The organism is Dyella sp. LX-66, assembly GCF_018599165.1.
In the GTDB taxonomy this organism is placed as follows: Bacteria; Pseudomonadota; Gammaproteobacteria; order Xanthomonadales; family Rhodanobacteraceae; genus Dyella_D; species Dyella_D marensis.
This window is the reverse complement of the sequence record NZ_JAHFVJ010000003.1, coordinates 286,840-313,626: the sequence shown is the minus strand read 5'-3', so window position 1 is coordinate 313,626 and position 26,787 is coordinate 286,840. Positions and strand designations below refer to the sequence as shown.

The window sequence follows — 26,787 nt, the reverse complement described above, 5'->3', positions numbered from 1 at the left end:
GGCGAAAGTCTTCGCCGGGGGGCCCTTGGATTACTTGTCTTTGTGATCCCGATAGGCATTGGGGGTGAACACCCACATGCCTTCGTTCTGCTGCAGATTGCGCACCCGGGTCCGGAACTGCAGCCGCAGCCCCAGCAGGCGGAAGATCAGCTCATCGCGGCGCGCCATCTGGCGCATCACCATGATGATCGGCGGGATGATCGCCAGCAGCAGCATGTTGCCGGAGTACATGGCCAACAGCAGTCCGCTTCCCGCTCCGATGAAGAAGGGTATGTACGGCACGCCCATGAACATGGGCGGGCGCGTGCAGCCCCGGAAGAGCGCGTTCTTATGCATAGTGCTGCAGGATGTGGATCACGGCGGCCGAGCAGCTGTTGCCGGTGTCGCCGATCAGCATCTTGGCGATCTGGGCCGCCGCGCCGATCAGCACGCCGCCGATCAGGATCGGAGCCACGTCGCCGATGCGCTTGTGGGCGAAGGCGATCTGGTAGCCGGAGAAGATCACCGCGATGGTCACCACGGCGATCGACGCCATGTTGAGCAGGCCGTTGATGTTCTTGAAGAAGCCGCAGATCTTGGTGTCGGTGCCGCCGAAGTCCTGCGCGAACGCCAGGTCGGGCATGGCGATGGTGGCGACAAGAACCAGGCCCATGATCATCATGGCGAGCATGTTCTTGGTGTTCATGGTGGTCGGGATGTTGAGCTTGTTAGCCATTGGACGGTTCCTTCTGGGCGGTTCGGTGACGGGCGTCAGCCCGCGAGCATTGTTGATACAACGGACGGCCCGGCCTGGGCCGGAGCTTGCTGGCGGCCCGAGGGCCTTCGCGGCAGGCCAGGCGTACCCGCGCGCGAATCGTGGTGGCCGCGCCCTGCGGGCGGCAGCCGGAAGAGGTCAGAAAACGAAGGCGGCATCGCTGCCTCCCTGGCGCATGTCGGCGCGGTCGGTGCCCGGCGCCACGTTGGCGTTGGCCTGACGCGGCTGCTGCTGCTGTTGCTGCTGCGGTGCGCGGTCGTTGGGGCCCCGAACCTGCGGCGTGAACACCTCGTCGCCCTGCCCGGCGGGGCCGGCGACCGGATTGCCGGCGGGAGCGCCGCCGACGACGCCGGCCATGATCGGCTGGTTGTCGTTGGCCTGGCCCTGGAAGTTGCCCGGCATGGCCTGTGGCGCCATCTGGGCGTTGGCCTGGCCGTTGGGCGCCATGGCCTGCTGCATGGTCTGCGCGAAATTCGGATTGGGCACGCCCTGCGGCATGGCCTGCTGCGGCAGCGCATTGACCTGCTGCTGCGCCGGCTGCATGCCCAGGCGCGCGGCCACTGCATTCACCGCCGCCGTGGCGGCGGTATCGATCGCCACGCTGCGCAGCGCCACGCGGTACGAAGCGTCGTCGATCTGCGTGTTGACCACCGGCGGCACCACGCGGCGGTTGGTGTTCTGCGGCATGCCCTGGCCTTGGCCCTGGGTCTGCAGCGGAATGGCCTGGGCCACCTGGGTGTTGCTGGCCAGGCGCACGCCGCGGCCCATCGAGTCGTAGATCTTCTGGACGTAGCCGTCGCGGTAGCCGGTGGTGAAGTTGCCGGAGTAGTAGCAGCTGAAGGCCTTGCCCCAGTCGCCGCCCGCGCTGGCATAGCACTGCGCCAGGATGCGCGAGCCGGCGATCAGGTTGCCGCACATCGAGAACGCTTTCTCGTAGGTGTCCAGGCCGTACTTGCCGAAATTGCTGCGGTTGACCTGGGCCAGGCCGACCGAGAAGTTGTAGCCCTTGTTCTCCAGCATCTGGACGGTGGCGATCGCCTCGTCCAGGTTCTGCGGCTGGCGCACCAGCTGACCGCCCACCACGCCGATGGCGAAGGGGTTGGAGCTCGACTCGACATTGACGACGTGCTGCATCACCTCCGCCGGTACGGCGAGGTTCTGGCAGGCCATCATTTCCAGTCCGGTCAGCATGGTCGGTCCCTGTGCTCCTGTGCCTCAGCCGCCGGCGAACTGGCGGGCGGGGTTGAAGTCGATGCCGGTGATGTAGCGTCGGCCCGCGTGCGCCTTGATGTGCACCACGATGTCGATGGTCATCTGCAGCAGGCGCTTGATGGTGGCGAACTCCAGGCCCGAGCCTTCGGCCGAGGCCTTCACCATCAGGGCGAGCTGGTCCCAGGTCTGTTCCGGGCTACCGGCGTGGCAGCTGGTGATCGAACCCGGGTGGCCCGACGCGCAGTTGCGGATGAAGTAGAACGATTCGTCGCCGCGCAGCTCGGCCAGGATGATGCGGTCCGGCTTCATGCGCAGGCACGCTTCCATGCAGCTCTTCGCGGTGACGTTGCTGGTGCTCTGGCCGCCCTTGGAATAGAGCAGGTGCACCACGTTGGGCTGGTCCAGGAACAGCTCGCGCGCGTCCTCGATGCTCACCAGCCGCTCGTGGTGCGGGATGTGGTGCACCAGCGACTTCATGAAGGTGGTCTTGCCGCTGCCGGTGGCGCCGGAGACCACGATGTTCTTCTTGTACAGCACCGCCTGGCGGAAGAAATCCGCGTAGCGGCGCTGCGCGCGCAGGTCGAGCAGTTCCTGGTCCTGGCTGCTGACGCCGTGCGCGTCCTCGATGATTTCGCTGAAGAAGCCGTCCTCGTGGTACTGCGCCAGCGTCTTGGTCTGCTTGGACGGCAGGCGGATGGTGATCGAGACCTTGCCGGCCTCGACGGCCGGCGGGATCACGAACTGCGCGCGCTGCCCGGTAGGGAAGGTGAGCGACACCACGGGGTCGGCGTCGGTGATGCGCTGCCCCGTGTTGCTCTCGTTGACGACGGCGGTGCAGAACTGGCGCGCGCGGTCGAAGGTCAGCGACGGGACTTCCATCTTCTGCCATCCGCCCCGGCTTTCCAGGTACAGCTCGCCCGGCCTGTTGATGCAGATTTCCGTGACCTCGGGCGAGGCCATGAATTCCTTGATGCCCAGTACCTCGTACTGGTACTCGAGGAATTCGTTGGAAACCTGTGCGACTGCTCCGTCATCCATACCGGTTCGTCTCGTTCCTCAGAGCCGGGAGACCACGCCGCTGAAATCCACGTCCTTGGCGACGTAGACATACAGCACCGTACCCTGGTTGACGGTCACCGTCGGCAGCCGGTTGGCCGCTTCGCGCACGGCCTGGTTGGCCAGGCTCTGGACGGTGGCCGCGGTGTTGCTCTCGAACGGCGACTGCGTCACCACGCCATTGCTGACCGTGGTCTGGCGCGGGCCGTGCTCGGCCGCCTCGTACTTGAACGCGTCGCTGAGCAGGCTGATCAGCAGGGCCGCGCCGATGCGGCTGGGCCAATGCGCGTCGTACTGGCCGGGGTGGCCGGAGCTGCCGAGGTTGTCGATGCCGGGGCTGGACATGTTCACGTCCACGCCGTTGGGCGTGATGATGCGGTCCCAGATCACGGCGATGCGCGGGCCCTTCGGCACGGACTGGTACTTGCCCAGCACCTTCGAACCCTTCGGCAGCAGCAGCTTGTGGCCGTTGAAGGAGTACACCGGCTCGGTGACGATGCAGGTGGTGAAGCCCGGGAAGTCGCTGATGATGCGGGTTTCGAGCACGCAGCGGATGTAGGTGCCGCGCTGCATCAGCGTGTCGGGGTTGTGCACCGTCTGCGCACTGGCGTTCTTGTCCAGCGAGTTGAAGCCGAAGTCCGGACGGTTCGGGTCGCCCTGCGCCTGCGCCGGCTGGTTCGGATTGCCCATGCCCGGCATGCCCTGCAGATAGGGATTGCCCGCCGGCACCGGATTGCCCTGCGCGTCCGCGGCCTGCGCGGCGGAGTTGCCGGTCATCATGCGGCGCTCGATCAGGCTCGGACCGCGCGGACCTTCCTCGCGCTTGGGCTGCGGCGTGGTGTTGAGCGGCAGCGGCGGTGTCTGCGCGACCTGGATCGGCTCGGCCTGGCGCGGCGGCGGCGGGGGCGGCAGCGGGATCGGCTTGGGCGCGTCCGGCACCGTGATGGTTTCTTCCTTGGCCTTCTTCGGCTGGTCATGGCGCGAGGTGGCGCTATTGACCAGCCAGAACGCGAGCACCACCAGCAGCGCCAGGATGCCGCCCATGAAGCCGAGCGCGCGGCGGTTCATGCGCTTCAGGTCGTTGGAGCGCAGCTGCGGCGCGTTGGCGTCCAGGTCGGGGACGGACTGCTGCTGCTGGTAATTGGTGTGATAGGGATTGCTCGACAACGGCTCGCCGCTGCCTTGCGGATTGTCCTGCGGCGCGCCCTGGCCGCCGCCCTCGTATGGATTGTTCGAGCTCACTTTTTGGTGTTCCTTCGCAGGCCTACGACGTTGTCGCCGTGACGGATGACCAGGTACGGATAGGTGCCGTGCACGATGATGGTGTTGCCCTCGACGGTGGTGTTCACCAGCGAGTCTTCGCCATGCTCACGTTCGCGCATGTACACCACCGGGAAGTCGCCCGTGGGGAACTTCGCCAGGTCCGGCAGCTTGATGTAGGTGAAATGCGCGTCGTCGTAGACGTTCACCGGAATCAGCCAGGGCGACTTCTTGCCGCCGCGGGTGGCGTAGTCGTAGTCGAAGTTGTAGACACGGTCCTTGTGCAGTTCGGTGCTTTGCTCCGGCACGGCGGCGGTCTTCACCGCCTCGTCCGCGAACGCGGTGTCGCCCGGATAGGTGAAGCTGATGCGGTACTGCACGCCGGCGCGCTTGGCCTGGTCCAGCGCCTTCCAGTCGGTGGCGACGACTTTCAGCTCGAAGATGTACGAATGCGTCTCCGTGCGGATCATCAGGTTGGTGTCGACGTCGACGTTCTTCGGCTTCAGGTAGAACACGTTGTCGCGGCGCGACAGCTCCCAGCCGTTGGCAAAGCCGGTGCTGTAGTCCAGGATCTTCTCGTTCGGGCTGAGCTCGATCTGCGTGGTGATGCCCAGCGCGGTGCGCACCTGGTAGATGCGGTCTGGCTGGTATTCGTACTGCTGCACCACCTGCGCGTGAGCGTAGTGGGGCGCAAGGCCCATGGCGGCCATGCAGATGGCGCCAGCCAGGGCTAGTTTCCTCGTTCGGTTCATCGACGGCCGACTCCATTCGCGGTGTTACGGGGCGCCGGCGCGGCGGGCGCCGGTGCCGTGGTCCTGGGGGCTTCGCGTTCCGGAATCGGGGATTGCGGAACGGGAGCGGTGCGCAGTCCGTCGTCGGGCGCGGCGCCCGGCTGCACGGTCATGGTGCCTTCGGCCGGCGCGGCGCCTGCCGGCGCGGCGGCGGCCTGCTCGGCATTCGGGTCGGGCGCGGCGGCCGGCACCGGGACTTCCTCCGGCGGAGCCGTGGCGTAGTCGTTGTCGACGCGGTAGCTGGTGACCTGGAAGCCGAGCGGGTTCTCGATGCGGTACTGGTCGTCCATCTTCAGGTTCGCCTTGTAGGCGAACTCGATGGTGGCGATCTTGCTGTCCAGCGGCTGCAGCGTGCCGGACTGCTTGTTGTAGATGCTGCGCTGGAAGCGCACGGTGGCGCCCTTGGGCGTCTGGCCCTGGCCGCCGCCGATCAGCACGATGCTGAGGATCTTCACGCGGATCGCCCGCTCGCGGCCGTACAGCTTGTACGGGCTGGTCGGGTTGTTGGCCGAATGCAGCATGCGGAAGGCGTCGGCCACGTCCGGCGCCGACATCACCAGCACGGTGCCCCAGTCGCGCAGGGTCATGGTGGCGACGTCGAAGGACTCGCGCGCCAGCACGAAGTGCGCCACGTTGCTGCGGTTGATCGCTTCGCTGGTGCTGATCTGGCGGTTGGTGAAGTCCTCCGTCAGGCGCGCCACGGTGGCGGTGCCGGTGTAGGCGTCGGCCATCACCATGTAGGGGATCTTTTCCTTCAGCGGCAGCATGTAGAAATAGCCGCCGGCAAGGATCAGGGACATCACCACGGAGGAACCGGCCACCCACCACGCGCGGCGTTCGCTGCGCTTGGCGAGGTCGGCGACGGTCACCTCGAAATTGACCGACTTGGCCACGGCCTCGTCGATCTTCTTGCTCGATGTGCGCTTCAGCATCGGCGGAAACCCATAACGGAATTCACGACTAATCCCCTGTGTTTACTTCGCGCTCGGCGCGCTGGGCGCCGGGCTGTTCGGTGCATCCGCCGGCGCGCCGACGGAACCGCCCGCCGCCTGCACCAGGATCTGGCGCTCGTCCGCGCTCACCGACACGCCCTGGCTGGCGTAGATCGACGACAGCTCGGCCGTGGCGGACTGGATATCGGTGGTGTGCAGGTCGCTCACGCGCTTGTAGAGCGTGTAGTCGGACGGCAGCTGGTAGGACAGCTGCATGCCGGTATCGCGCGACCAGCGCGTCAGCATGTTCTTGAGCGTCTCGTCCATCGGCGAGGCGTAGAACGTGTAGTTCTTGGCAAGCGGAATCTCGGTGGGCGCGTCCTGGAAGCGGTTCACCTGTTTCCAGGAGCCGCCGAAGTCCTTGGCCGGCGTAGTGCCGCAGCCGGACAGTGCCAGGGTGGCGAGCAGCGAGGCGCCCAGCAGGGCCGGTTTGAAGAAATCCTTTTTCACGTCGTACCCACAAGTTGTAAGGAAAGCCGATATCGAGGCCGAGGATCGTTCGCCGCGGGGTCCGCAATACCCTGAAACCAGGGCATGCCGATGACACCGGCATGGGCCGGCGGCGTCAGATTCAGAGCAAGCGAAGAAGCGTCGGTGCGCGAGAACGCCCCGGAGTCCCCGAAGGTCCGGTGCGGAGGCAGGCGGTCGAGCCGCCGTTTGTTTTCCCCTGTCGCGCTACGGCGATGGCGGGCGACGCAAGCGCCCGCGAAGTGATGTGCATCGATTCCATTCAGACTCCCTGTCTAGTCTGGCTTCTTGCGACCGTCCTTAAACCTTGCATGTGGGCGGTTGGATGTGCGGCCAGCACACTTATTACAAGTAAACCGCACATTAATCTCCGGGGGCCAGACCCCGAGGGGCGGATTGTGACGCAGTGCGCCTAAATTTGGCAACGCGATGTGTAGGTACGGCTTTTGCTTAGTGTTTGAAACACTGTCGTAAATCAGCCATAAAACAGTGGCTTGGGCATTTGGACGTCTAAACGTCCAGGCTTAACAACGGCCTTGTTGCGGCGCGCTTTTCAGGCCATTCCTGAAGATTTGTCAACCGGCCTGAAAGGCGTCGCGCCACCACGACATCCGCGCGGTTTCAGCTGGCCCGTCGTAGCAGACCACGTCGAAGCGGCAGGGGTGCTGCGCATGCTTCGGATGGGCTGCCAGCCACAGCTGCGCGGCGCTGATCAGCCTGGCCTGCTTTGCCGCGGTGATCGAGCTGGCGGCATCGCCATGCGTGGCGCGCAGGCGGTGGCGCACTTCGACGAAGACCACGGTGTCGCCCTGGCGCATGACCAGATCGAGCTCGCCATGGCGCGTGGTGAAGTTGCGCGCCAGCAGCGCCAGCCCGGCCCCCTGCAGGGCCGCGCAGGCGCGTTGCTCGAACAGCGCGCCGGCGGCGCGCATCGGTGCCGGATCAGCCCTGGCTGGGCGGCGGCGCGGTGCTGCCGGCGGGGGCGGGCGGCTGGGCGGGTGCGCTGTCCATCTGCAGGCTGCCGCTGAGCGGGTGCGCCAGGCCGTCCTGGAACTTCGCCCATACCAGCACGCGGCGCACGCGCCCGAACTGGTCCGCGGTGAGCTGGCCGCTGGCGCCGGGCAGGTAGCTGCCGGCGTGCTCGCGCAGCCAGTCGACATAAGGAATGAGGTTCCACGCATCCATGCCGAAGGCGAACAGCCGCGCCGCGGGGCCGCGTGCGCTGGGCAGCTGCGCGGCGATCTCGGCGTGGTCGGGCAGGCCGGGCTGGGCGTCGAACAGCCAGGGCGCGTCGCAGAACTCGACGCCTTCCAGATCGTGGTTGGCGCCCGCGTCGTCCACGCCCGCATACACGTGCGAGGTGGCGAACACCGGCAGGTTCACGCGGGCCAGGCGCAGCTGGGGCAGCAACAGGCGCGCCTGCTGCGGACGCATGCTGATGAAGACGCCGGCATCGGAGCCCGCATCGGCCGCGTTGAGCCCGGCGATCAGCGAGGCGTAATTGACCCCGTTGCCGTTGAGCGTGGCCATGCGCGCCACCTTGCCGCCGCGCGCTTCCAGCTCGGCCTTGAAGGCGTTGGCGGCGCGCTGGCCGTAGTCTTCGCCGGTCACCACCACATAGGCGGTGAGCAGGCCGCGCTCGACCATGTGGTCCGCCGCCTGCGCGCCTTCGGTTTCCGGCAGCAGGCCGAATTCGGCGACGCCGCCGGCCGGCAGGCTCTTGTCGTCGGGATGGTTCAGCGCCAGCAGCTGTACCGGCAGCTCGGCCTGGCCGAACAACGCTGACACCTCGCCGCGGGTGAGCGGGCCCACCACCAGCTTGGCGCCGTCGGCCACCGCCTGCTGGTAGGCCTTGACCGCGCCGGCGGGTGTGCCGCCGCTGTCGTAGACCTTCACCGGCGGGCGCGGCGCGCGGTTGCGCGCGGCATCGGCATAAGCGGCGAAGAAGCCTTCGCGGATGGTGGCGCCGGCCGCGGCGAAGCTGCCGCTGGCCGGCAGCAGCAGGGCCACGCGCTCGGGCATCTTGTAGCCCTCGCGCACGTTGGCGTCCTGCCCGGGGATCATGGTGCCGACCTGCTGCTCCAGCGTCGGCTGCGGACGCGCCACGGCCACACCGAGCTGGCTCAGCGCCTCGTTGATCCACGGCAGCATGCGGTCGCCCTGCTGCATGGCGGCGGCGCGCTGCTTGAGCGGGTCGACGCCCAGCTTGGCCAGCTGGGCCAGGATCTGCTTGCGGTTCTGCGTCTGATCGATGCCGCTCAGGCGCTCGTCCATTTCCACCCGGCTGCGCGCGGCGCCCCAGGCATCGCCGGTGGCATCCATCGCCTTGGCGCGCAGTTCCAGCTGGCGCAGTTGCAGATTGGCCGGCACGGCGACGCCGGGCTGGGTGGTGAGCTGCAGCGCGCGCTGCGGGTTGTTCTGCTTCAGCGCGAACTCGGCCTGCAGGAGGTCCAGCCGCACCGGCTCGTCGCCGCTCAGGCGCGCGCGCTTGATGGTGGTCAGGAAGGTGGCGGCCTGTTCCAGGCGGCCTTCCTGGCGGTAGGCCTCGCCGGCCAGCAGGCGGTAGTGGTCGGCGGCGCCGGACGAGGTGCCGGCCAGGGCGAGATAGGCCTGCGCGGCCTGGTCGAAGCGGCCATCGCGCGCCATCGCGGCGGCGCTCTCCTCGGCGGAGACTTCGGCGGGAGTGCGCGTCGCGCTCGGCGGCACGCAGCCGGCGAGCGCCAGCGAGATCATCAGGCCGAGGCCTGTGGCGCGAATCAGGCGCATGCAAACGTCCTTGGATCTGTCGACACGAAGAACAATTGGGCGATCATAGCCGATCGTGTCGACCGCTTATGTCAGAGGAACTGCCGCCCATGTCTCAGCTTAAGCCCGGTTCTCTGTGGGTGGTGGCCACGCCGATCGGCCATCGCGACGACATCTCCGCGCGCGCCATCGAGACCCTGCGCTCCGTCGCCGTGATTGCTTGCGAAGACACCCGGCACAGCCGTCCGCTGCTCATGCATCACAACATCGGCACGCCGCTCACCGCCCTGCACGAGCACAACGAGCGCGAGGCGGTGGATGCGCTGGTGCGCCGGCTGCAGGGCGGCGAATCGGTGGCGCTGATTTCCGATGCGGGCACGCCGCTGGTCAGCGATCCGGGTTTCCGCCTGGTGCGCGCCGCGCGTGCCGCGGGCATCCGCTGCGCGCCGGTGCCGGGCGCCTGTGCCGCGATCGCCGCCTTGTCGGTGGCGGGGCTGCCCAGCGACCGCTTCGTGTTCGAAGGCTTCCTGCCGCCGAAGTCCGCCGCGCGCCGCGCACGCCTGCAGGAGCTGGAAGGGGAAGGGCGCACGCTTATCTTCTATGAGTCCTCGCACCGCGTCGCCGAAAGCCTGGCCGACATGCGCGACGTGTTCGGCGAGGCGCGCGAAGCGGTGCTGGCGCGCGAACTCACCAAAATGTTCGAAACCGTGCTCGGTGAGCCGCTGGGCGCGCTGGCCGCGCGCGTGGCGGCCGATCCGGACCAGCAGCGCGGCGAACACGTGCTGCTGGTGCATGGCCGCGGCGACGACGCCGATGCGCGCGTGGCCGAGGGTCGCCGCGTCTTCGCCATCCTGCGCGAGGAAATGCCGCCGACGCGGGCCGCCAAGCTCGCCGCTTCGATCACCGGCGCCTCGCGCCGCGCTTTATATGAAGGCGGCGACTGAAGCGCTCAGATGTCGCTCCGGTTACAATGCCGGGCGGAGTCGGCCGGGCAGTCGCGATACGCGCAAGCGCATCGAGGAAAGTCCGGGCTCCACAGGGCAGAGTGCCAGGTAACGCCTGGGCGGCGCGAGCCGACGGAAAGTGCAACAGAGAGCAAACCGCCGAACGGCATCTTCGATGCGCGTGGTAAGGGTGAAACGGTGCGGTAAGAGCGCACCGCGCGCGGGGCCAACGCCGCGTGGCACGGCAAACCCCACTCGGAGCAAGACCAAATAGGGGAACGATAACGCGGCCCGCGTTGTTCCCGGGTAGGTTGCTGGAGCCTGGCGGCGACGCCAGGCCGAGAGGAATGACTGTCGCGCCGCAAGGCGTACAGAACCCGGCTTACAGGCCGACTCCGCCTCTTTTTTCTCCCGCGCGCAGGCCGCTTGGCGGTGGCCTGGAAGGATCTCGCGTGGGATTTCCTGGAATGGCAGGCCGCATGAACGAGGGTTCATGCGGCAGGGTCGTGCGCCCGTCTCCAGGACTGCGAAATGGTTCGCAAGTTTTCCAAAATTTCCTAGCCATTCAAATACCTCGGGGTATTTCCTAAGAAAAGGCTGGAATTACTGCCACACCTCCGCCTTTCTCATTGATTCACAAGCAAAATTCCCTTGACAGTCTCAGGGGGCGAGACTATCGTGGGTTCCCGTGTGAAATCGTGGGAATTCGTGGGAGTTATCGGGCCGTGTTCCAGGGCGAAACCGCCATCACCGTCGACGACAAGGGCCGCCTGGCCATCCCGACCGCGTATCGGGATCAGGTGGCGGACGCGTGCGGAAATCGCCTGGTGATCACCTACAACCCCTTCGACGCGGGCTGCCTGTGGGTCTTCCCGTACGCGGAGTGGGAGCAGGTGCGCGACCAGGTCAACGCCCTGCCCAAGGTCAAGGCGGCCCATCGCGACATGCAGATGAAGCTGGTGGGCGCCGCGGCCATCGTCGAACCGGATTCCGCCGCGCGCGTCCTGCTGCCGGCGAGCCAGCGGGCGGCGGCGGGCATCGAGAAGAAAGCGGTCCTGCTGGGCATGGGCAACAAGTTCGAGCTGTGGAGCGAACAGGCCCACCTGGCCAAGATCCGCCAGACCCTGGGCGAAGACGACATCACTGACGAAATGGCGGACCTGCGCCTGTAACCGGACACGGTGGCGGCGCAGCGCAGCAGTACATGGGACGGGAGCGGGAGTGCGGCATGGCCGAGCAAGTGTTGCGGCACATCCCGGTGATGCTGGGTGAAGCAGTGGAGGGTCTCGCCGTGCGGGCTGGCGGGCGTTATCTGGATGGCACCTTCGGACGCGGCGGTCACGCCCGCGCCGTGCTGTCGCGCCTTGGCCCCGACGGCCGCCTGCTGCTGATGGACCGCGACCCCACCGCCATCGCCACCGCCCAGGCCGAATTCGCCGCCGACGCGCGTGTGTCGATCCGCCACGCCAATTTCTCCAGTCTGGCCGAGTGGGACGAAACCGCCGCCGGCCTCGACGGCGTGCTGCTCGATCTGGGCGTCTCCTCGCCGCAGCTGGACGAAGCCGCGCGCGGCTTCAGCTTCATGGCCGACGCGCCGCTCGACATGCGCATGGACCCGACCCAGGGCGAAAGCGCCGCCGACTTCCTCGCCCGCGCCGACGAGCGCGAGATCGCCGACGTGCTGTGGGTCTACGGCGAGGAGCGCTTCAGCCGCAAGATCGCCCGTGCCATCGTCGAAGACCGCGCCGAGCATCCGCTGGCGCGTACCGGCGAACTGGCCGGGCTGATCGAACGCGTGATCGGCCGCCGCGAGCCGGGCAAGCATCCGGCCACGCGCAGCTTCCAGGCGCTGCGCATCCAGGTGAACGGCGAGCTGGACTCGCTCAAGCAGGGGCTGGCCTCGGCGCTGGAATGCCTGAACGTCGGCGGCCGCCTGTCGATCATCAGCTTCCACTCGCTGGAAGACCGCGCGGTCAAGCTCTTCATCCGCGACCACTCCGGCCGCGTGCAGGGCAGCCGCCGCGGCCCGCCCGTCGCCGCCGCGCCCGCGCGCCTGGCGGCGGTGGGCAAGGCGCAGTTCCCGTCCGAGGCCGAGCAGGCCGCCAATCCGCGCTCCCGCTCGGCGGTGCTGCGCGTGGCGGAGAAGCTCTCATGAAAGTGATCGGCACCATCTTCCTGCTGCTCCTGCTCGGCGCCACGCTGGCCAGCGCGGTGGGCGTGGTGTGGACGCGCCACGAGAGCCGCACCTTGTTCGTCGAGCTCAGCCGCCTGCAGAACCAGCGCGACGACCTCAATATCGAATACGGCAAGCTGGAACTGGAGCAGGCCACCTGGGCCGAGCCGCGGCGCGTGGACAGCGAAGCGCGCCAGAAGCTGGGCATGGTCAATCCCAAGCCGCAAGACATCCAGCTGGTGCGCCGATGAACATGCGCACCCGCTTCCCGACCCAGCCCACCGCCCGCCGCCGCCAGCATGGCCCCAGTCCCCGCCGCCGCATGATCGCGGTGGTGGCGATACTGTCGCTGGCCTCGCTCGGCCTGGTCGCGCGCGCGTTCGACCTGCAAGTGGTGCGCAAGGAGTTCTACCAGAGCCAGGGCGACGCACGCTTCCTGCGCGAGGTGCCGATCGCGGTTTCGCGCGGCACCATCTTCGACCGCAACGGCGAGCCGCTGGCGGTGTCGACGCCGGTGATGTCGATCTGGGCCAACCCATCCGAAGTGCTGGAAAGCGAAGACCGCCTGCCGCAGCTGGCCAAGGCCATCGGCATGGACGCGGGTGAGCTTAAGCAATACCTGATGCAGCGCTCCGAGCGCGAGTTCGTCTACCTGCGCCGCCAGATGCGCCCGGACGCGGCGCAGGCCGTGCTGGACTTAGGTATCCCCGGCGTCAACGGCCAGCGCGAATACCGCCGCTATTACCCGTCGGGCGAAGTGACCTCGCACATCCTGGGCTTCACCAATATCGACGACCACGGCCAGGAAGGCCTGGAGCTGGCCTTCGACGACTGGCTGGCCGGCAAGCCGGGCGCCAAGCGCGTGATCCGCGACCGCATGGGCCACATCGTGGAAGACGTGGAGCAGGTGCGTGCGCCGCAGCCGGGCCGCAACCTCACGCTGAGCATCGACCGCCGCATCCAGTTCCTCGCCTACAACGAGCTGAAGAACACGCTGGAGCAGTCGCAGGCCGATTCCGGTTCGATGGTGATCCTGGACGTCACCACCGGCGAAGTGCTGGCGATGGTCAACCTGCCCACCTACAACCCCAACGCCCTGCGCAGCAGTACGGCCTCGCAGCGGCGCAACCGTTCGATGACCGACGTGGTGGAACCAGGTTCCACCATCAAGCCGGTGGTCATGGCCGCGGCTCTGTCCAGCGGCAAATACACGCCGAACGGCCCGCTGGTCGACACCGGTAACGGTCATTTCTATTACATGACCCATGACATCCGCGACACCCATGCCTACGGCATGTTGTCGCCCACCGGCGTGATCCAGAAATCCAGCAACATCGGCGCCGCCAAGATCGCGATGACGCTGGACACCGGCCTGCTCTACGACACCTACCGCGCCTTCGGCCTCGGCAGCAGCACCAACAGCGGCTTTCCCGGCGAGGCTTCCGGTTACCTCAAGGTGGGCCGCGACTGGCGTCCGCTGGAAAAGGCCATCATGGCCTACGGCTACGGTCTCAACGTCACCGCGCTGCAGCTGGCCAACGTCTACGCCACCATCGGCGACGGTGGCCTGATGCACGAGCCTTCCTTCGTGAAGGGCGCCGCCGGCGAGACCAGGCAGATCATCGCGCCGGAAATCGCGCGCAAGCTGGTCACCATGCTGGAATCCACCACCCAGCCGGGCGGCACCGCCGCGCCGTACGCGTGGATCGCCAACTACGCGGTGGCCGGCAAGACCGGCACGGCGCACAAGGCGCAGGCCGGCGGCTATGCCAAGAACAACTACAGCGCCGCCTTCGCCGGCATCGTGCCGGCCAGCAATCCGCGCATGGCCGCGGTGGTGGTGATCGACGATCCGAAGAAGGGCAGCTACTACGGCGGCCTGGTTTCGGCGCCGGTGTTCGCCAAGGTGATGGACGGCGCGCTGCGCCTGCTCGATGTGCCGCCCGACAATATCGGCCGCTGGTACGTCGGCGGTCCGGTGCAGGGCAATAACGGACTGGTCGGCAGCAAGCCGCCGGACGCGCCGCTGGTCGAGGACGCGCCGGTCGAGGGAGCGACCCCATGAGCCAGCGCCTCGAACAGTTGCTGCACGGTATCGCCGACACGGACAGTGCCGGCGATATCGTCGTTTCGGGCCTGGCGCTGGATTCGCGCCGCGTGCGTGCGGGCGAGGCCTTCTTCGCGCTGCGCGGCACGCGCGGCCACGGCATCGAATTCGCCGCCGGCGCGGTGGCGCAGGGCGCGCGCGTGGTGCTGGCCGAAGCGCCGGCCACGGCGGCGCCCGCGCTCGGCGTGCCGGTGATCTGGATCGAACGCCTGCACGCGCAGGTGGGCGAGATCGCCGCCCGCTTCTACGGCCGTCCGTCCGAAGCGCTGCAGGTGGTGGGCGTCACCGGCACCAATGGCAAGACCTCCACCGTGCAGCTGATCGCGCAGGCGCTGCATCACCTGGGCCACAGCGCGGCCACCATCGGCACGCTCGGCGCCGGCCTGCACGGCCAGGTCGAGGAAGGCGAGCGCACCACGCCGGACGCCATCCACGTGCAGGAACTGCTGGCTTCGTTCCGCGAGCAGGGCGCCACGCACGTGGCGATGGAAGTGTCCTCGCATGCGCTGGAGCAGGGCCGCGTCGGCGCGGTGAAGTTCGGCACCGCGGTGTTCACCAATCTCACCCGCGATCATCTGGATTACCACGGCAGCATGCAGGCCTATGGCGACGCCAAGGCCAAGCTGTTCGCCTGGCCCACGCTGACCCATGCGGCGATCAACGTGGACGACGCCTTCGGCCGCGAACTGCTGGGCCGCACGCCGGAGCACGTGCGCAAGCTGCGCATCAGCGCGGCCGGCGACCTGGCTTCGGATATCCGCGCAAGCAACATCCTTACCTCGGCCGAGGGCCTGCGCTTCGACCTGCACACCCCATGGGGCACGCGCGCGCTGCAGACGCACCTGATCGGCCGCTTCAACGTCGACAACCTGCTCGCCGTGGTGGCGGTGCTGGGCGCGCTGGGCGAATCGTTCGAGCGCATCGTCGAGGCAGTGTCGGCGCTGCATCCGGTCAACGGCCGCATGAGCCGCCTCGGCGGCCAGCATGGCCTGCCGCTGGTGGTGGTCGACTACGCGCACACGCCGGACGCCCTGGAGCAGTCGCTGCACGCCGTGCGCGCGCATTGCGAGGGCCGGCTGATCTGCGTGTTCGGCTGCGGCGGCGAGCGCGACGCCGGCAAGCGTCCGCTGATGGGCGCGATCGCCGAGCGGCTGGCCGACGTGGCGATCATCACCGACGACAACCCGCGCGGCGAAGACGGCGACGCCATCGTGGCGCAGATCGTGGCGGGCCTGGCGCATCCGGAGGCCGCGCGCGTGCAGCGCAACCGCGCGCTGGCGATTACCGAAGCGCTGCAGCTGGCCCAGTCCGGCGACGTGGTGCTGATCGCCGGCAAGGGCCACGAAACCTATCAGGAGGGCGCGCACGGCAAGCGCCCGTTCGACGATCTTGCAGTCGCCCGAGCTGCATTGGAGCTGCACGCATGATGCGTTTGTCCGCCATCGCCCTGTGGACCCGCGGGCACCTGCACGGTGCCGACGTGGAAGTCCTGGGCGTGGGCATCGATACCCGCAAGCTGCGCGCGGGCGACCTGTTCGTCGCGATCAAGGGCGAGCGCGTGGACGGCCACGATTTCCTGGCGCAGGCCGCTGCCGCCGGCGCGGTCGCCGCGCTGGTCGAGCGCCGCGTCGATGCGCCGATCGCCCAGGTGGTGGTGAACAACACGGAGCTGGCGCTGGGCGACCTGGCCAGCGCGGTGCGCGCGCAGAGCAACGTGCGCGTGGTGGGCATCACCGGCTCCAACGGCAAGACCACGGTGAAGACGCTGACGGCATCCATCCTGTCGCGCCACGGCCGCACCCACGTCAACGCCGGCAATTACAACAACGAGCTGGGCCTGCCGCTGACCTTGCTGGCGATGCCACAGGACACCGAATACGCCGTGCTGGAAATGGGCGCGGGCAAGCCGGGCGACATCGCTTATCTCGCTGCGATCGCGCGGCCGGATATCGGCATCGTCAACACGGTGGCGCCGGCGCACCTGGAACGCATGGGCAGCGTGGAAGGCGTGGCCGAGACCAAGGGCGCGCTGTACCAGGCGCTGCCGGCGGACGGCGTGGCGGTGATCAATGCCGACGACGCTTTCGCCAAGTTCTTCGAAGGCCTGGCCACCGGCCGCCGCCAGCTGCGCTTCGGCCTGGATCATCCGGCGGAAGTGGTGGCGGAGATCCTGGAGCAGCGCGTGGACGGCTCGCGCTTCGTGCTGGCCACGCCGGCCGGCGACGCCGAAGTGAACCTGCCGCTGGCCGGCCGCCACAACATCGCCAATGCGCTGGCGGCGGCTTCGCTGGCGCTGGCGCTGGACGTACCGCTCGCCACGATCGTCGATGGCCTGGAGCAGGTGCCCGGCGTCGCCGGCCGCCTGAAGCTGGAGCGCATGCCGGGCGGCTGGACCCTGATCGACGACAGCTACAACGCCAACCCCGGTTCGGTCGGCGCGGCCATCGACACGCTGGCGCTGGCCGGCGGCGAGCGCTGGCTGGTGCTCGGCGACATGGCCGAACTGGGCCCGGACGCGAAGGCGCTGCACGCCGGCATCGGCACGCGCGCCCGCGAGCGCGGCATCCAGCGGCTGTTCGCGGTCGGTCCGCTCGGCGCCGCCACCGTGGCCGCGTTCGGCGCCAACGGCGAACACCATGCCGACAAGGCTGCGCTGGTGGCTTCGCTGCAGCAACACCTACACGGCGGCGTTACCTGCCTGGTCAAGGGCTCGCGTTCGGCGGGCATGGAACAGGTAGTGGCCGCGCTTCGCAACGCTCAACCGAAGGAGGGCGCATCCGATGCTGCTTGAACTCGCAGACTGGATGGCCCGCCACTTCACGGCGCTGCATCTTTTCCAATACATCACCTTCCGCACCATCATGGCCTCGCTGACCGCGCTGGCCATGTCGCTGCTGTTCGGCCCCGCGCTGATCCGCAAGCTGGCCGCACTGAAAGCGGGGCAGGTGGTGCGCAAGGACGGCCCGCAGACGCATCTGTCCAAGGCCGGCACGCCGACCATGGGCGGCGTGATGATCCTGCTGGCAGTGGCCATCGCCACCTTGCTGTGGGCGGACCTGCACAACCGCTATGTGTGGGTGGTGCTGGCCGTGCTGCTCAGCTTCGGCGTGATCGGCTTCTACGACGACTACAAGAAGCTGGTGCTGAAGGACAGCCGCGGCCTGGCTTCGCGCTGGAAGTATTTCTGGCAGTCGGTGTTCGGCCTGATCGCTGCGCTGTTCCTGTACTTCACCGCGCCCACCACGCCGCCGCCCTGCGTGCGCCCGGCCGTGCCGGCGGTGGTGCAGCACGTGGAGACCACGGCGACCGCGCTGGACAGCCGCCTCACCCTGGAGCCGCCGGCCAATGCCGCGCCGGTGTGCACCAAGGAAGTGGCCGAGACCGCGCTGTTCGTGCCGCTGTTCAAGCAGGTGGCGGTGCCGCTGGGCCTGTTCTTCGTGGTGCTGACCTATTTCATGATCGTGGGCTTCTCCAACGCGGTGAACCTCACCGACGGATTGGACGGCCTGGCGATCATGCCCACGGTGCTGGTATCGGGCGCGCTCGGCGTGTTCGCTTACCTCGCGGGCAACCGCGTGTTCTCCGAATACCTGGGCATTCCTTCGATTCCCGGTGCCGGCGAGCTGGCGATCATCTGCGGTGCGCTGTCCGGTGCGGGCTTAGGCTTCCTCTGGTTCAACACCTATCCCGCCCAGGTCTTTATGGGCGACGTCGGCGCGCTGGCCATCGGCGCGGCGCTGGCGGCGATCGCGGTGATCGTGCGCCAGGAGATCGTGCTGCTGATCATGGGCGGCGTGTTCGTGATGGAAACCGTGTCGGTGATGCTGCAGGTGGCGAGCTTCAAGCTCACCGGCAAGCGCATCTTCCGCATGGCGCCGATCCATCACCATTTCGAATTGAAGGGCTGGCCCGAGCCGCGGGTGATCGTGCGCTTCTGGATCATCAGCGTCGTGCTGGTGCTGATCGGCCTCGCCACGTTGAAGGTGCGCTGATGCTATTCGACGCCACCCAGGCCAAACGCCGGCAAGGTCCGCAGGGCAGCTTCGATCTGCCGCTGCTGATCGCGCTCGTCGGCCTGGCCTGCGTCGGGCTGGTGATGATCACCTCCAGCTCGATCGCGGTGGCGGACAGCCAGCACCTGGGTGCGTTCTATTTCCTCAAGAAGCATCTGATGTTCCTGGGGCTGGGCATGGTGCTGGCCGGCGCGGCCATGCGCACCGAGCTGAAGGTGCTGGAGAAGCACAGCTTCCTGCTGCTGCTGCTGGCCTTCATCCTGCTGCTGGCGGTGTTCCTGCCGTTCCTGGGCATGCGCCTGAACGGCGCGCGGCGCTGGCTCAACCTGATCGTCACCAGCTTCCAGCCGGTGGAAGCGGTGAAGCTGATCCTGGTGGTCTATATCGCCAGCTACCTGGTGCGCCACCGCGAAAGCGTGGAAACGCGCTTCCTCGGCCTGCTCAAGCCCATCATGGTGGCCGGCCTGATGGTCGTGCTGCTGCTGCTGCAGCCGGACTTCGGCTCGGCGATGCTGGTGATCTCGGTGACCATCGCGATGGTGTGGCTGGGCGGCGCGCGGCCGATCTTCCTGTTCGGCATGGGCCTGCCGCTGATGCCGCTGCTGGCGATCGCGGCGACCAGCGAAAGCTATCGTATGAAGCGCCTCACCTCGTTCATGGATCCGTGGAAGGATCCATTCAACGATGGCTTCCAGCTGACCCAGTCGCTGATGGCGATCGGCCGCGGCGAATGGACCGGCGTGGGCCTGGGCTCGAGCGTGCTGAAGCTCTCCTACCTGCCGGAAGCGCATACCGACTTCATCTTCGCGGTGATCTCCGAAGAGCTCGGCCTGGCCGGCATCCTTGGCGTGATGAGTCTGTTCGCGCTGGCCGTCGGTCGCGGCCTGTATCTGGGCCTGAAGGGCGTGGAACTGGGCCAGCGCTTCGCAGGCTACGTGGCCTTCGGCATCTCGCTGATGATCGGCCTGCAGACCATGGTGTCGATCGGCGTGAACCTCGGTGCGCTGCCGACCAAGGGCCTGACCCTGCCGCTGATCAGCTACGGCGGTTCGTCGATGGTGCTGACCTGCGCCATGGCCGGCGTGCTGCTGCGTGCCACCTACGAGATCAACCGCGCGATCGATGCGCGCCAGATGGCTACGCGCGTGCCGGCGCTGGCGGTGGCCGACGCCCATGCGGCCGCGGCGCGCGAGGCGGTGAACGCATGAGCGCGAGCAACGCACCCGTGCTGATCATGGCCGGCGGCACCGGCGGCCATATCTTCCCCGGCCTGGCCGTGGCCGAGACGCTGCGCGCGCAGGGCGTGCCGGTGGTGTGGCTGGGCGCGGATGGCGGCATGGAAACCAAGGTGGTGCCGGCGCACGGCGTACCGCTGCGCACCGTGCCGGTCGGCGGCCTGCGCGGCAAGGGCCTGAAGACCCGCGTGCTGGCGCCGCTGATGCTGGCGCGCGCGCTGCTCGCTTCGCTGCGCGTGGTCGGTGCGGTGAAGCCGCGCAGCGTGCTGTCGATGGGCGGCTATGTGGCCGGCCCCGGCGGCATCGCCGCGTGGCTGCTGCGCAAGCCGCTGCTGGTGCACGAACAGAACGGCGTGGCGGGCTTCACCAATCGCAAGCTGGCCGCGCATGCGGCGCGCGTGCTGGTGGGTTTCAACGACACCCTGCCGGGCGCGGAGTGGGTGGGTAATCCGGTGCGCGCCACCATTGCGGCATTGCAGGCTCCGGCCGCACGCATGGCCGGCCGCGACGGCAAGCCGCGACTGCTGGTGCTCGGCGGCAGCCTCGGTGCGCGCGCCTTGAACCTGGCGCTGCCGCAGGCGCTGGCGCAGCTGCCGCTGGCGGCCCGCCCCGAGGTGCTGCACCAGTGCGGCAACCGCGGCATCGACGAAGCGCGCGACGCCTATGCCAAGGCCGGCGTCGACGCGCAGATCGTGCCGTTTATCGAAGACATGGCTGGCGCCTATGCCTGGGCCGACTTGGCCGTATGCCGCGCCGGCGCGCTCACCGTGGCCGAGCTCACCGCCGCCGGCCTCGGCGCCGTGCTGGTGCCTTTCCCTCATGCGGTGGACGACCACCAGACCCGCAACGCCGAGGCCCTGGTGGCCGCCGGCGCCGCCGAAGTCGTACAGGAACGAGATTTGGACGTACAGCAGTTTGCCCAGCGCCTGGATGCGCTGTTGAACGATCGCGCGCGCACCGTGGCCATGGCCGCCGCCGCGCGTGCCCTGGCCAAGCCCGACGCCGCCGCGGTGATCGCGCGCGCCTGCCTGGAGGTGCGCGCATGACGCCCCGCCGCCTGCTGGCCCACGAAGACCTGATGACCACCTTCCGCCGCGTGCATTTCATCGGCATCGGCGGCGTGGGCATGAGTGGCATCGCCGAAGTGCTGCACAACCTCGGCTATCAGGTGTCCGGTTCCGACAGGTCGAACTCGCCGACCGCGCAGCGCCTGGCCGCGCTGGGCATCGTGGTGCACGTCGGCCACGCCGCCGAGCACATCGGCGATGCCGACGTGGTGGTCACCTCCAGCGCGATCCGCCAGGACAACCCCGAGCTGGTCGCCGCCCGCGAGGCGCGCATCCCGCTGGTGCCGCGCGCGGAGATGCTGGGCGAGCTGATGCGCTTCCGCCGCGGCGTGGCGATCGCCGGCACGCACGGCAAGACCACCACCACCAGCCTCACCGCCAGCGTGCTGGCCGAAGCCAACTACGACCCGACCTTCGTGATCGGCGGCCAGCTCAACGCGGCCGGCGCGAATGCGCGCCTGGGCACCGGCCAGTACATCGTGGCGGAAGCCGACGAGTCGGATGGCTCCTTCCTGATGCTGTCGCCGGTGGTGGCGGCGATCACCAATATCGACGCCGATCATCTGGAGAACTACCAGGGCGACTTCGCGCTGGTGAAGAAGGCCTTCGACGATTTCCTGCACCGCCTGCCGTTCTACGGCCTGGCCGTGCTGTGCGTGGACGATCCGGAAGTGGCCGCGCTGGCCAAGCGCACCACGCGCCGCGTGATGACCTACGGCATCGACTCGCCCGACGCCGACGTGCGCGCCAGCAATCTCACCCAGCACGGCTTCGAGATGCACTTCGATCTGTGGCTGCCCGGCCGCAACGAAGCGCTGCAGGTGAAGCTCAACCTGCCGGGCCGCCACAACGTGCTCAACGCGCTGGCCGCCGCCACCATCGGCTGGCAGCTGGGCGTGGAAGCGGGCTCGATCGCGCGCGCGCTGGAGCAGTTCGAAGGCGTGGGCCGCCGTTTCCACCGCCGCGGCGAGATCGCGCTGGACAAGGGCACGGCGCTGCTGGTCGACGACTACGGCCACCATCCGCGCGAGCTGGCTGCGGTGTTCTCCGCCGTGCGCGGCGGCTGGCCGGAGCGCCGCCTGGTGGCGGCCTTCCAGCCGCATCGCTACAGCCGCACGCGCGACCTGCTGGACGATTTCGCCAATGTGCTGAGCGACGTCGACGTGCTGGTGCTGACCGACGTCTACCCGGCCGGCGAAGCGCCGATCGCCGGCGCCGACGGCCGCGCCCTGGCGCGTGCGGTGCGCGCGCGCGGCAAGGTCGACCCGGTGCTGGTCGAGCATCCGCGCGAACTCAAGGAAACCCTGCCGGCGCTGCTGCGCGACGGCGACCTGTTGCTGCTGCTCGGCGCCGGCGATATCGGCGCGGCGGCGGTGGAGCTGGCTGCGGCCGGCAACCTGAGGAGCAAGAAGTGACGGCGCAGAAGAAGGGCGAGTTGAAGACGGTCAGCGACCCCGCGCAGTTCGGCCGCGTCGCCGTGGTGATGGGCGGCAGCTCGGCCGAGCGCGAGGTCTCGCTCAACTCCGGCGACGGCGTGCTGAAGGCGCTGCGCGCGCGCGGCGTCGACGCCGAGGCGATCGACGGCATCCCCGCGCTGCTCGATGCGGCGCGCGCCGGCCACTTCGCGCGCGTGTTCAACATCCTGCACGGCGGCGGTGGCGAGAACGGCGAGCTGCAGGGCGCGCTGCAGTCGCTGCGCATTCCGTTCACCGGTTCCGGCGTGCTCGGTTCCGCGCTGTCGCTGGACAAGATCCGCGCCAAGCTGGTGTGGCAGGCGCTGGGCCTGCCGACGCCGCGCTTCAAGGCGCTGCCGCGCGGCGCCGACGTGCATGCCGCGGCGCGCGAGATCGGTTTCCCGCTGATCGTGAAGCCGGCCTGGGAAGGCTCCAGCGTGGGCGTCACCCGCGTGTTCGAGGAAAAAGACCTGGACGCTGCGGTGGAACTGGCGCAGCGCTATCCCGGCGACATGCTGATGGAGACGCTGATCGAAGGCGGCGAGTTCACGGTGGGCATTCTCGGCCGCGACGTGCTGCCGACGATCAAGATCGTACCCAAGGGCGAGTACTACGACTACAACGCCAAGTACATCGCCGAAGACACGCAATACATCTGCCCCGGCCTGGAAGGCGAGGCCGAGCGCGAAATGCAGGCGCTGGCGCTGCGCGCGTTCGACGCGCTGGCCTGCGGCGGCTGGGGCCGCGTCGACGTGATGCGCGACCGCGACGGCCGCAACTGGCTGCTGGAGGTGAACACCGCCCCCGGCATGACTTCGCACTCGCTGGTGCCCAAGGCGGCCAAGGTGGTCGGCATCGACTACGAGACGCTGTGCTGGCGCGTGCTGGAAACGAGCTTCCGGGAGGGCGTGTGAGGGGAGCGATTCGCCTCGTTGCCTGGTGTCTGGCCATCGCGCTCGTGGCGCTGCCGATCGTCGGCGTGCTGCGCGGATGGTTCGCGGCCAATCGCTGGCCGGTGACCCAGTTGACGGTGCAGGCCGAGTTCAAGCACGTGAGCGCGGACGCCATCCGCGCCACCGTGCTGCCGCGCCTGGGCAAGGGCTTCTTCGCGCTGGACCTCGACGCCGTACAGAAGGCCGTGGCCGCGCTGCCGTGGGTGGAATCGGTGGAGGCGCGCAAGCGCTGGCCGGACACCTTGATCCTGCGCATCTACGAGCGCCAGCCGTTCGCGCGCTGGAACGACAAGCAGCTGATCAGCCGCCAGGGCCTGGTGTTCGACGCACCCGGCGCCGACGGCTTCGACAGCCTGCCGCAACTGCGTGGCCCCGACGCGCGCCTGGCCGAGGTGGTGAGCTTCTATGCCGAGACGCAGAAGGCGTTCGGCAGCACGCATCTGAAGATCACCGGCGTGTCGCTGACCGAGCGCGGCAGCTGGAGCCTCAGCACCTCCAGCGGCGCGCAGATCGTGCTCGGCGATCGCGACCAGGCCGGCCGCCGGCTGCGCCGCTTCCTCGACGTCTACCCCCAATTGATGGCGAACCGTCCCGACGGTTTCGCCTACGCAGACCTTCGCTATACCAACGGATTCGCCGTGCGCTGGCCGCAGACGCAAGTACCGGCCGCCGTCACCACCAAAGGCACGCCCAGCACATGAAAACCCGCAACGACAAGCAACTGGTCGTCGGCCTCGACATCGGCACCTCGAAAGTGGTGGCGATCGTGGGCGAGTACGAGCCGGGCGAGCCGATCGAAGTGATCGGCATCGGCACGCATGTGTCGCGCGGGCTCAAGCGCGGCTCGGTGGTGGACATCGAATCGACCGTGCACTCGATCCAGCGCGCGGTGGAAGAGGCCGAGCTGATGGCCGGCTGCGATATCCGCTCGGTCTACGCCTCGATCTCCGGCAGCCACCTGGAAACCAAGAACTCGCACGGCACCGCCGCCATCCGCGACCGCGAAGTCACTCCGGGCGACCTGGAACAGGTGCTCGAAGCCGCCAGCGCGGTGGCGATCCCGGCCGACCGCAAGGTTCTCTATAAGGAGTCGCAGGAGTACCGCATCGACGGCCAGGACGGCATCCGCTCGCCGGTGGGCATGAGCGGCGTGCGCCTGGAGGCGAGCGTGCACCTGGTCACCGGCGCGGCCGCCGCGGTGCAGAACATCAGCAAGTGCATCCAGCGCTGCGGCCTGAGCGTGGACGAGCTGGTGCCTTCCTCGGTGGCCAGCGCCAAGTCGGTGCTGACCGACGACGAGCGCGAGCTGGGCGTGTGCCTGGTCGACATCGGCGCTGGCACCACCGACATCGCGATCTATACGCAGGGTTCGATCCGCTACACCAAGTCGCTGCCGGTGGGCGGCGACCAGGTCACCAACGACATCGCCTACGGCGTGCACACGCCGACCGCGCATGCCGAGGAGATCAAGATCAAGTACGCCTGCGCGCTGGCCCAGCTGGCGCACGCCGAGGAAACCATCCAGGTGCCCAGCGTGGGCGACCGCCCGCCGCGCCGCCTGGCCCGCCAGTCGCTCGCGCAGAGCGTGCAGGCGCGCTACGAGGAAATCTTCGAGATGGTGCAGGACGAGCTGCGCCGCTCCGGCTACGAAAGCCTGGTCGCGGCCGGCGTGGTGCTGACCGGCGGCGCCTCGCGCATGGAAGGCGCGCTGGAGCTGGCCGAGGAGATCTTCCACAAGATGGTGCGCATCGGCGTGCCGCAGCACGTCAGCGGCCTGGGCGAAGTGGTCACCAACCCGCTGCATTCCACCGGCGTGGGCCTGCTGCTGCACGGCGCGCGCGCCGGCGGCATGCGCGCGGGCGGCTCCTCCGGCGGCAGCGTGGGCGGGCTGGTGGATCGCCTGCGCGGCTGGCTGGCGAAGAATTTCTGAGCCGGCGGGCCGTAAGGCCCGGCAGCTCGAAGCGATATCGGCGGCGCAGGACGCGCAGCCGCGGGCGACGGGAAGTCGCCCACCACTCGCGGGACCGCAAGGAGCGGAACCCGCGGGTTACAACGACAACGAAAGCTCTACGGAGGACGGGAAATGTTTGAACTGGTCGAAAAACTCGCACCGAACGCAGTCATCAAGGTCATCGGCGTGGGCGGTGGCGGCGGCAACGCCGTGGCCCACATGCTGGGCGCCAACATCGAGGGCGTCGAATTCGTCGTGGCGAACACGGATTCGCAGGCGATGAAGACTTGCGGTTCGCGTACCCACCTGCAGCTCGGCGCCAACGTCACCAAGGGCCTGGGCGCGGGCGCCAACCCTGAAGTGGGCCGCCAGGCCGCCCTGGAAGACCGCGAGCGCATCGAGGAAATGCTCGAAGGCGCGGACATGGTCTTCATCACCGCCGGCATGGGCGGCGGCACCGGCACCGGCGCGGCGCCGGTCGTGGCCCAGCTGGCCAAGGAAAAGGGCATCCTGACCGTGGCCGTGGTCACCAAGCCGTTCCCCTTCGAAGGCCGCCGCCGCATGCAGGTGGCGATGAAGGGTATCGAGGACCTGTCGCAGCACGTCGACTCGCTGATCACCGTGCCGAACGAGAAGCTGCTGTCGGTGCTCGGCCGCGAAGTCACCCTGCTGAACGCCTTCAAGGCCGCCAATGACGTGCTGCTGGGCGCGGTGCAGGGCATCGCCGACCTGATCACGGCCCCGGGCCTGATCAACGTCGACTTCGCCGACGTGCGCACCGTGATGTCCGAAATGGGCATGGCGATGATGGGCTCGGGCACCGCCCGCGGCGACGACCGCGCGCAGGCCGCCGCCGAGGCCGCCATCAACAACCCGCTGCTGGAAGACGTCAACCTCAACGGCGCCTGCGGCATCCTGGTCAACGTCACCGCCGGTCCGAACCTGACCATGCGGGAGTTCGACGAGATCGGCCGCGTGATCCACGACTTCGCCAGCGAAGACGCCACCGTGGTGATCGGCACCTCGCTCGACCCGGAAATGCAGGACGACGTCCGCGTCACCGTGGTGGCCACGGGCCTGAACCGCGCCGCGGCCGTGCGCCAGCCGCAGCGTCCGCAGGTGACCCAGCAGGTGGAGATGCGCCAGCGTCCGCGCCCGGTGGTGCTGCGCACCGGCACCGGCAACGAAGTGGTGGACTACGCCCAGCCCGACGTCGTGGCCAGCCGCAGCGATGCTGCCCCGGCCAAGGGCGCCGACCCGAGCTTCGACTACCTGGACATCCCGGCCTTCCTGCGCCGCCAGGCGGACTGAAGCCGGACTGGTCGAAATAAGGTCAATAGAAAAAAAATGTTCAAAAAGGAGTGAACAAACGTCAGATTGACTTGTCAGTCACATTACGTGCCTGGCGGCTGCTGCAAAGTTGGCCGCTTGTGCGTTCTCCCGCCCAGGGGCGGGGGAGTGTGCTGACGCCGGTCTGCGTGCTCCTGGAGGAACATGACAAGACTGTGCGTCCGGGATGACGCACGACTTGACCGGGGTATTTCCGCCCCGGCCGGTCCGACGCCCGCCACCGGATTTCCCGTCCCGGTGCGGGCGTCGTGTCGACCCTAAC

The 26,787-nt window shown here is 68.3% G+C and carries 25 protein-coding genes and 1 other RNA gene; 16 read left to right on the top strand and 10 right to left on the bottom strand.

Annotation, left to right across the window (positions count from 1 at the left end; all coding sequences use genetic code 11):
• Positions 1 to 30 precede the first annotated feature (30 nt).
• The 10 genes from KK141_RS07965 to KK141_RS07920 form a co-directional block, all read right to left on the bottom strand.
• On the bottom strand, positions 31 to 336 hold the full coding sequence (locus tag KK141_RS07965; protein ID WP_214569218.1) for a VirB3 family type IV secretion system protein: 306 nt from the start codon (positions 334 to 336) through the stop codon (positions 31 to 33).
• Positions 329 to 670 carry a TrbC/VirB2 family protein gene (locus tag KK141_RS07960; RefSeq protein WP_284733865.1) on the bottom strand — a complete coding sequence of 114 codons (342 nt, stop codon included), beginning with the start codon at positions 668 to 670 and terminating at the stop codon, positions 329 to 331. The genes KK141_RS07965 and KK141_RS07960 overlap by 8 nt, the downstream gene beginning before the upstream one ends.
• 222 nt (positions 671 to 892) lie before the next feature.
• Positions 893 to 1,945, bottom strand: coding sequence for a lytic transglycosylase domain-containing protein (locus KK141_RS07955; RefSeq protein WP_214569217.1), 1,053 nt, complete (start codon positions 1,943 to 1,945; stop codon positions 893 to 895).
• A 24-nt stretch (positions 1,946 to 1,969) separates the two neighbouring features.
• Positions 1,970 to 3,004, bottom strand: a complete 1,035-nt coding sequence (virB11, locus tag KK141_RS07950; protein ID WP_214569216.1) for a P-type DNA transfer ATPase VirB11 — start codon at positions 3,002 to 3,004, stop codon at positions 1,970 to 1,972.
• Between the two features lie 18 nt (positions 3,005 to 3,022).
• On the bottom strand, positions 3,023 to 4,264 hold the full coding sequence (locus tag KK141_RS07945; RefSeq protein ID WP_214569215.1) for a TrbI/VirB10 family protein: 1,242 nt from the start codon (positions 4,262 to 4,264) through the stop codon (positions 3,023 to 3,025).
• Entirely contained in the window at positions 4,261 to 4,992 is a 732-nt protein-coding gene (locus KK141_RS07940) for a TrbG/VirB9 family P-type conjugative transfer protein (RefSeq protein WP_243867853.1), read from the bottom strand. Before KK141_RS07940 ends, KK141_RS07945 begins: the two co-directional genes overlap by 4 nt.
• Positions 4,993 to 5,030: 38 nt before the next feature.
• Complete coding sequence (locus KK141_RS07935; RefSeq protein ID WP_214569214.1) at positions 5,031 to 6,005, bottom strand: type IV secretion system protein; 975 nt, start codon at positions 6,003 to 6,005, stop codon at positions 5,031 to 5,033.
• Positions 6,006 to 6,047: 42 nt separating this feature from the next.
• Positions 6,048 to 6,485, bottom strand: coding sequence for a hypothetical protein (locus KK141_RS07930; RefSeq protein ID WP_167252749.1), 438 nt, complete (start codon positions 6,483 to 6,485; stop codon positions 6,048 to 6,050).
• 623 nt (positions 6,486 to 7,108) lie between these two features.
• Positions 7,109 to 7,465, bottom strand: a complete 357-nt coding sequence (locus KK141_RS07925; RefSeq protein ID WP_214569213.1) for a YraN family protein — start codon at positions 7,463 to 7,465, stop codon at positions 7,109 to 7,111.
• Between the two features lie 10 nt (positions 7,466 to 7,475).
• On the bottom strand, positions 7,476 to 9,299 hold the full coding sequence (locus KK141_RS07920) for a penicillin-binding protein activator (protein ID WP_214569212.1): 1,824 nt from the start codon (positions 9,297 to 9,299) through the stop codon (positions 7,476 to 7,478).
• An 89-nt stretch (positions 9,300 to 9,388) separates the two neighbouring features.
• On the opposite strand from KK141_RS07920, the gene rsmI reads away from it, so the two are divergent.
• The 16 genes from rsmI to ftsZ all read left to right on the top strand — a co-directional run bounded on the left by rsmI (position 9,389) and on the right by ftsZ (position 26,486).
• The gene (gene rsmI / locus KK141_RS07915) at positions 9,389 to 10,222 is read left to right on the top strand and encodes a 16S rRNA (cytidine(1402)-2'-O)-methyltransferase (protein ID WP_214569211.1); all 834 of its coding nucleotides are present in this window, start codon (positions 9,389 to 9,391) and stop codon (positions 10,220 to 10,222) included.
• Between the two features lie 35 nt (positions 10,223 to 10,257).
• Positions 10,258 to 10,623: RNase P RNA component class A (rnpB, locus tag KK141_RS07910), an RNA gene on the top strand.
• Between the two features lie 324 nt (positions 10,624 to 10,947).
• Positions 10,948 to 11,394 carry a division/cell wall cluster transcriptional repressor MraZ gene (mraZ, locus tag KK141_RS07905; RefSeq protein ID WP_214569210.1) on the top strand — a complete coding sequence of 149 codons (447 nt, stop codon included), beginning with the start codon at positions 10,948 to 10,950 and terminating at the stop codon, positions 11,392 to 11,394.
• Positions 11,395 to 11,450: 56 nt separating this feature from the next.
• Entirely contained in the window at positions 11,451 to 12,377 is a 927-nt protein-coding gene (gene rsmH, locus KK141_RS07900) for a 16S rRNA (cytosine(1402)-N(4))-methyltransferase RsmH (RefSeq protein WP_214569209.1), read from the top strand.
• Positions 12,378 to 12,382: 5 nt separating this feature from the next.
• Positions 12,383 to 12,646, top strand: coding sequence for a cell division protein FtsL (ftsL, locus tag KK141_RS07895; protein ID WP_214569452.1), 264 nt, complete (start codon positions 12,383 to 12,385; stop codon positions 12,644 to 12,646).
• Complete coding sequence (locus KK141_RS07890; RefSeq protein WP_250901615.1) at positions 12,643 to 14,460, top strand: penicillin-binding transpeptidase domain-containing protein; 1,818 nt, start codon at positions 12,643 to 12,645, stop codon at positions 14,458 to 14,460. Before ftsL ends, KK141_RS07890 begins: the two co-directional genes overlap by 4 nt.
• Positions 14,457 to 15,929: a UDP-N-acetylmuramoyl-L-alanyl-D-glutamate--2,6-diaminopimelate ligase gene (locus KK141_RS07885; protein WP_214569208.1), complete on the top strand. Its 1,473-nt coding sequence runs from the start codon at positions 14,457 to 14,459 to the stop codon at positions 15,927 to 15,929. Before KK141_RS07890 ends, KK141_RS07885 begins: the two co-directional genes overlap by 4 nt.
• Positions 15,926 to 17,293: a UDP-N-acetylmuramoyl-tripeptide--D-alanyl-D-alanine ligase gene (gene murF, locus KK141_RS07880; RefSeq protein ID WP_214569207.1), complete on the top strand. Its 1,368-nt coding sequence runs from the start codon at positions 15,926 to 15,928 to the stop codon at positions 17,291 to 17,293. The genes KK141_RS07885 and murF overlap by 4 nt, the downstream gene beginning before the upstream one ends.
• Entirely contained in the window at positions 17,283 to 18,494 is a 1,212-nt protein-coding gene (gene mraY / locus KK141_RS07875; protein WP_214569206.1) for a phospho-N-acetylmuramoyl-pentapeptide-transferase, read from the top strand. Before murF ends, mraY begins: the two co-directional genes overlap by 11 nt.
• Positions 18,494 to 19,723 (top strand): putative lipid II flippase FtsW, encoded by a 1,230-nt coding sequence (ftsW, locus tag KK141_RS07870; RefSeq protein ID WP_214569205.1) that lies wholly within the window; start codon positions 18,494 to 18,496, stop codon positions 19,721 to 19,723. The genes mraY and ftsW overlap by 1 nt, the downstream gene beginning before the upstream one ends.
• Positions 19,720 to 20,796: an undecaprenyldiphospho-muramoylpentapeptide beta-N-acetylglucosaminyltransferase gene (gene murG / locus KK141_RS07865; protein ID WP_214569204.1), complete on the top strand. Its 1,077-nt coding sequence runs from the start codon at positions 19,720 to 19,722 to the stop codon at positions 20,794 to 20,796. The genes ftsW and murG overlap by 4 nt, the downstream gene beginning before the upstream one ends.
• A complete protein-coding gene (gene murC, locus KK141_RS07860) occupies positions 20,793 to 22,232 on the top strand; it encodes a UDP-N-acetylmuramate--L-alanine ligase (RefSeq protein WP_214569203.1) in 1,440 nt (479 codons plus the stop codon). The genes murG and murC overlap by 4 nt, the downstream gene beginning before the upstream one ends.
• A 20-nt stretch (positions 22,233 to 22,252) precedes the next feature.
• Complete coding sequence (locus KK141_RS07855) at positions 22,253 to 23,185, top strand: D-alanine--D-alanine ligase (RefSeq protein WP_214569450.1); 933 nt, start codon at positions 22,253 to 22,255, stop codon at positions 23,183 to 23,185.
• Positions 23,182 to 23,925: a cell division protein FtsQ/DivIB gene (locus KK141_RS07850; protein ID WP_214569202.1), complete on the top strand. Its 744-nt coding sequence runs from the start codon at positions 23,182 to 23,184 to the stop codon at positions 23,923 to 23,925. The genes KK141_RS07855 and KK141_RS07850 overlap by 4 nt, the downstream gene beginning before the upstream one ends.
• Positions 23,922 to 25,154 (top strand): cell division protein FtsA, encoded by a 1,233-nt coding sequence (ftsA, locus tag KK141_RS07845; RefSeq protein ID WP_167252479.1) that lies wholly within the window; start codon positions 23,922 to 23,924, stop codon positions 25,152 to 25,154. Before KK141_RS07850 ends, ftsA begins: the two co-directional genes overlap by 4 nt.
• 153 nt (positions 25,155 to 25,307) lie before the next feature.
• Positions 25,308 to 26,486 carry a cell division protein FtsZ gene (ftsZ, locus tag KK141_RS07840; RefSeq protein WP_167252478.1) on the top strand — a complete coding sequence of 393 codons (1,179 nt, stop codon included), beginning with the start codon at positions 25,308 to 25,310 and terminating at the stop codon, positions 26,484 to 26,486.
• The last annotated feature ends 301 nt before the right edge of the window (positions 26,487 to 26,787 follow it).